Origin of the sequence: Mycobacterium talmoniae (assembly GCF_001854525.1) — a bacterium.
In the GTDB taxonomy this organism is placed as follows: domain Bacteria; phylum Actinomycetota; class Actinomycetes; order Mycobacteriales; family Mycobacteriaceae; genus Mycobacterium; species Mycobacterium talmoniae.
Map to the genome: position 1 here is coordinate 1 of NZ_MLQM01000248.1, position 5267 is coordinate 5267.

Here is a 5267-nt window from a genome sequence, read left to right on the forward strand (position 1 = left end):
GGTGGATGGTGGGCCGCGGGCCGGGACGCGGCCCCGGACGGGGGCCCGGGCGGGGCGAATCGTTGCCGGTACTCATGCGCTACGTCACCTACCCTTCGCGCGGGCACACCCGCGCACCTGCCGCGCACCGCGGCGCCATCGACGACCATCCGGGGGAGCCATGGACTCCCCACAGGGTATTGAAGCAGTTCGACGGCGCCAGCGTTGCCCGCTTGGCGTCGGCCGCGGTGATCGGCTGCGCCGGGTGGGTGGATAATTCTGCGCACCGGTCCGGTCGGCGAGGAGGTCAACGGTTGGCGAAGGCCGATATCGCCGCGTTGCTCGCCCTGGGCGCGGCGCTGCTGATTGCCATCGGTGACGTGCTGCACCAGCGGTCGGCGCACGAGGTCACCGACCAGCCGGTCGGGCACATCGGGCTGTTCACCCGGCTGTTGCGGGACACCCGGTGGTGGTCGGGCACCCTGGTGTCGGCCGCCGGGTTCGGGTTGCAGGCCGCCGCCCTCGGATTGGGCTCGGTGTTGCTGGTGCAGGCGTTGCTGGTGACCTCGCTGCTGTTCGCGCTGCCGATCAACGCACACCTGGCCGGTCACCGGGTGACCCGCGCGGAGTGGCGGTGGGCGGCGCTGCTGGCCGCCGCGGTCGCGGTCATCGTCGGCGCCGGGCACCCCACCGCCGGTCAGTCGCGGGCGTCGCTGGGCACCTGGATCGCGGTGGCCGCCGTGTTCGGGCCGGTGGTGGTGCTGTGCATGCTGGGGGCGCGGTATCGGCCCGGGCGGGTGGCGGCGGTGCTGCTGGCGGTGGTCTCGGCGTCGTCGTGGGGGCTGTTCGCGGTGCTCACCAAGGGCGTCGTCGACCTGCTCGGCCACGGCCCGCTGCCGCTGCTGCGCTCACCGGAACTGTACGGGTGGCTGGTGGTGGCCACGGCCGGCACGGTGTTTCAGCAGTCGTCGTTTCGGGCCGGCGCGCTGACCGTCACGTTGCCGACGATGACGGTGACCGAACCGGTGGTGGCCTCGGGGCTTGGTGTCGCGCTGCTCGGTGAGGTGCTGCGGCCCGGCAAGGTGGGCTGGGTGACCCTGGTGGCGGCGGTCGTCGTGATGATCGTGGCGACCGCGGCGCTGGCCCGCGACGAGGCCGCCGACGCGCAGCTCGACCGCCCTGACGACATGGCCGCCGTCGCTGACCGGTCATCGGGCCGCTGACAGGTATCGTTCCCACCAGTAACTTGCAGAGTTCGGCGCGCCCTGCGCCACACCTTGACGTTGTCCAGCCACACTGGCGTGCCCGGTCACAGGGGGTGTACCGCTGGCCGGGCCGGACGGGGGTTGAGGAGGCCGTCTATGCAGCCCGCGAACATCATCGCGGCGCTTTTGGCGCTGTGCGCGGCCCTGGCGTCCGCGGTCGGCGATGTGATCCGGCAGCGCTCCGCGCAGGAGATCACCGACGACGAGGTCGGCCACCTCGAGCTGTTCCGGATGTCGCTGCGCGATCCGCGCTGGTGGGGCGGCGGCGGGGCGGCCGTCGCCAATTACGCGCTGCAGGCCGCCGCGTTGGCGGCCGGGTCGGTGATGCTGGTGACCGGGCTGCAGGTGACCGCGCTGCTGTTCGCCTTACCGATCTACGCCCGGCTGACCCGGCACCGGGTGACCCGCTGGGAATGGACCTGGGCGGCGCTGCTCGCCGCGGCGCTGGCGCTGGTCGTGGTGGTCGGTGACCCGACCTCCGGGGCGCAGCCCGCCCCCACCGGCACCTGGATCGCGGTGGCGGTGGTGCTGGGTTCGGTGCTGGTCGGCTGTGTGCTGGCCGCCCGGGCGTTCGCCGGCCGGCCGGCCGCGGCGGTGCTGCTGGCGGTGGTGGCCGGCACCTCGTTGGCGGCGTTCGCGGTGCTGACCAAGGTCCTGGTCAACACGCTGCAGCACGGCGGGTTCGGCGCGGTGCTGACCTCGCCGCAGCTGATTCCCTGGCTGCTGGCGACGCTGGCCGGGATGATCTTTCAGCAGTCGGCGTTTCGCGCCGGCGCGCTGACCGCCTCGATGCCGACCATGACGGTGGCCAAACCGATGGTCGCCGCGGCGCTGGGGGTGCTGCTGCTCGGCGAGACGATCGACGCCGGCGGCGTGGAGAACCTGGCGGTGGCGGGCGGGGTGGTGCTCATCGTCGTAGCCACCGCGGCGCTGGCCCGCGGCGAAGCGGCCACCCTGGCGGCCAACGCCGAGGGCAGCGACAAGGTCCTGTCCGCGGCCTAGCCGGCGAACCGATAATTTGGTGGCGTGTTAGGCGCCATCGCGATCATCCCGTCGGCACCGGTGCTGGTGCCCGAACTGGTCGGTGCCGCCGCGGCCGAGCTGACCGATCTGCGCGACGCCGTGCTCGCCGCCGCCGCCGCGCTGCCGCCGCGCTGGGTTGCGCTCGGCGCCGGCGCCACCGACGCCGTGGTCGGCCCCGACCTGGTCGGCACGTTCGCCGGGTTCGGGGCCGACGTGCGGGTGCGGCTTTCCCCGCGGGCCGCCGGCGACCCGGTCCCCGTGCCGCTGTGCGCGCTGGTCGCCGGCTGGGTGCGGGGGCAGACCCACCCCGACGCCGCCGTGCAGGTCCGCGTCTACGGCGACGACGTGGCCGCCGCCCGGGGCCACGGCCGGCGGCTGCGCGCCGAGCTCGATGCGACCGCCGACCCGATCGGGGTGCTGGTGCTCGCCGACGGCGCCACCACCTTGACCGCGGCCGCCCCCGGCGGCTACCGCCCCGGCGACGGCGAGCTGCAACACCGGCTCGACGACGCCCTCGCCGGTGGCGCCACCGCCGCCCTGACCGACCTGCCCGCCCAGGTCGCCGGCCGGGTCGGCTACGCGGCGCTGGCCGGGCTGGCCGAGCCCGGGCCGCGCTCGGCCAAGGAGCTGTACTGCGGCGCCCCCTACGGGGTCGGCTACTTCGCCGGCGTCTGGCAGCCGTGAGACCCATCGCGATCGTCGGGCCCACCGGCACCGGCAAGTCCGCGTTGGCGCTCGACGTCGCCGAGCGGTTGGGCGGCGAGATCGTGAATGCCGACGCCATGCAGCTCTACCGCGGGATGGACATCGGCACCGCGAAACTTCCGGTCGCCCAGCGCCGCGGCATCGCCCACCACCAGCTCGACGTCCTCGACGTCACCCAAACCGCGACCGTCGCCCGCTACCAGTCAGCCGCCGCCGCCGACGTCGAGGCGATCGCCGCGCGCGGCGCGGTGCCGGTGGTGGTGGGCGGCTCGATGCTCTACCTGCAAGCGCTGCTGGACGATTGGTCGTTTCCGGCGACCGACCCGGCGGTGCGGGCCCGCTACGAGCGGCGGCTCGCCGAGGTGGGGGTCGCCGCGCTGCACACCGAGCTGGCCGGCGTCGATCCGGCGGCGGCCGCGGCGATCTTGCCCACCGACGGGCGACGCATCGTGCGGGCGCTGGAGGTGGTGGAGCTGACCGGCCAGCCGTTCGCCGCGTCGGCCCCGGTGATCGGCGCCCCCCGCTGGGACACCGTGATCATCGGATTGGATTGCGACACCGCGCTTCTCGACGAGCGGCTGGCCGCCCGCACCGACACGATGTTCGCGCACGGCCTGGTCGACGAGGTGCGCACCCTGCTGGGCCGCGGGCTGCGCGACGGCGTCACCGCCGCCCGGGCGCTCGGCTATGCGCAGGTGATCGCCGACCTGGACGCGGGCGGCGACGGCGCCGCCGCGCGGGAACCGACGTTTATCGGCACCCGCCGCTACGTGCGGCGGCAGCGGTCCTGGTTTCGCCGCGACCACCGCATCCACTGGCTGGACGCCACCGCGGCGGGCTTGGTCGAGGCGGTGCTGGCCGCGTGGCGACACGTATCCTGAGCAGGTGAGGTTCGCCAAGGGGCACGGCACCCAAAACGATTTCGTGCTGTTGCCCGACCTCGACGCCCAACGGCAGCTGACCCCCGCGGCGGTGGCCGCGCTGTGCGACCGGCGCCGCGGATTGGGCGCCGACGGGCTGCTGCGGGTCACCACCGCGGGCGCGGCGCTGGCCGCCGGGGTGCTGGACCGCCTGCCCGACGGCGTCGCCGCCGGCGACTGGTACATGGACTACCGCAACGCCGACGGCTCGATCGCCGAGATGTGCGGCAACGGGGTGCGGGTGTTCGCCCACTACCTGCGCGCCGCCGGGCTGGAGGACCGCGACGAATTCCTGGTCGGGTCGCTGGCCGGGCCGCGCCCGGTGGTGATGCACGCCGTCGACGCGACCCGCGCCCAGGTGACCGTCGAGATGGGCAAGACCAACGAGCTGGGGGTGGGGGACGCCATCGTCGGCGGCCGGCCGTTCGCCGGGCTGGCGATCGACGTCGGCAATCCGCACCTGGCCTGCGTGGACTCCGACCTGACCGTCGACGAACTGGCCGCCCTGGATGTGGGCGCGCCGGTCCGTTTCGACGCCGCGCAGTTCCCCGACGGGGTGAACGTGGAGGTGCTGACCGCACCGCACGACGGGGCGGTGACGATGCGGGTCCACGAGCGGGGGGTCGGCGAAACCCGGTCGTGCGGCACCGGAACCGTGGCCGCCACCGTCGCCGCGCTGGCCTGGGCCGGCGCGACCACCGGCACCCTGGCGGTGCGTGTCCCGGGCGGTGAGGTGAGTGTCACCATCACCGACGCCACCAGCTACCTGCGCGGGCCATCGGTGCTGGTGGCCCACGGCGACATCGCGGAGGAGTGGTGGTGCGCGCTTTAATTCGGGTGCACAATCGCGCCGGTGCGGGCACCATCGGGTATCGACCATGAGCTATCCCGACATCCCCAGCACCGGTGAACTGGCCCTCGACGACCGCTCGGCGTTGCGCCGGGTCGCGGGCCTGTCCACCGAACTCGCCGACATCTCCGAGGTGGAATACCGCCAGCTGCGCCTGGAGCGGGTGGTGCTGGTCGGGGTGTGGACCGAGGGCAGCGCCGCCGACGCCCAAGCCAGCATGGTGGAGCTGGCCGCGCTGGCCGAAACCGCCGGCTCGCAGGTGCTCGAGGGCCTGATCCAGCGCCGCGACAAGCCGGACCCGTCGACCTACATCGGCTCCGGCAAGGCGATCGAGCTGCGCGAGGTGGTGTTAGCGACCGGCGCCGACACCGTCATCTGCGACGGCGAATTGTCCCCGGCGCAGCTGACCGCGCTGGAAAAGGCGGTGCGGGTCAAGGTGATTGACCGCACCGCGCTGATCCTCGACATTTTCGCCCAGCACGCCACCAGCAGCGAAGGCAAGGCGCAGGTGGCGTTGGCGCAGAT

Annotated in this window: 6 protein-coding genes; all 6 read left to right on the plus strand. The window is 73.8% G+C overall.

Annotated elements, in window-relative coordinates:
• Nucleotides 1–293: 293 nt before the first annotated feature.
• Nucleotides 294–1202 (plus strand): DMT family transporter, encoded by a 909-nt coding sequence (locus tag BKN37_RS25530; protein WP_071029910.1) that lies wholly within the window; start codon nt 294–296, stop codon nt 1200–1202.
• Nucleotides 1203–1340: 138 nt separating this feature from the next.
• Complete coding sequence (locus BKN37_RS25535) at nt 1341–2246, plus strand: DMT family transporter (protein WP_071029902.1); 906 nt, start codon at nt 1341–1343, stop codon at nt 2244–2246.
• A 24-nt stretch (nt 2247–2270) separates the two neighbouring features.
• Complete coding sequence (locus BKN37_RS25540; RefSeq protein ID WP_071029904.1) at nt 2271–2951, plus strand: class III extradiol ring-cleavage dioxygenase family protein; 681 nt, start codon at nt 2271–2273, stop codon at nt 2949–2951.
• A complete protein-coding gene (gene miaA, locus BKN37_RS25545) occupies nt 2948–3853 on the plus strand; it encodes a tRNA (adenosine(37)-N6)-dimethylallyltransferase MiaA (RefSeq protein ID WP_071029906.1) in 906 nt (301 codons plus the stop codon). The genes BKN37_RS25540 and miaA overlap by 4 nt, the downstream gene beginning before the upstream one ends.
• 4 nt (nt 3854–3857) lie before the next feature.
• Nucleotides 3858–4724: a diaminopimelate epimerase gene (gene dapF, locus BKN37_RS25550; RefSeq protein WP_071029908.1), complete on the plus strand. Its 867-nt coding sequence runs from the start codon at nt 3858–3860 to the stop codon at nt 4722–4724.
• A 46-nt stretch (nt 4725–4770) separates the two neighbouring features.
• Nucleotides 4771–5267, plus strand: a 497-nt coding sequence (locus BKN37_RS25555) for an HflX-like GTP-binding protein (protein WP_131823699.1), incomplete at its 3' end; no start/stop codon positions are given.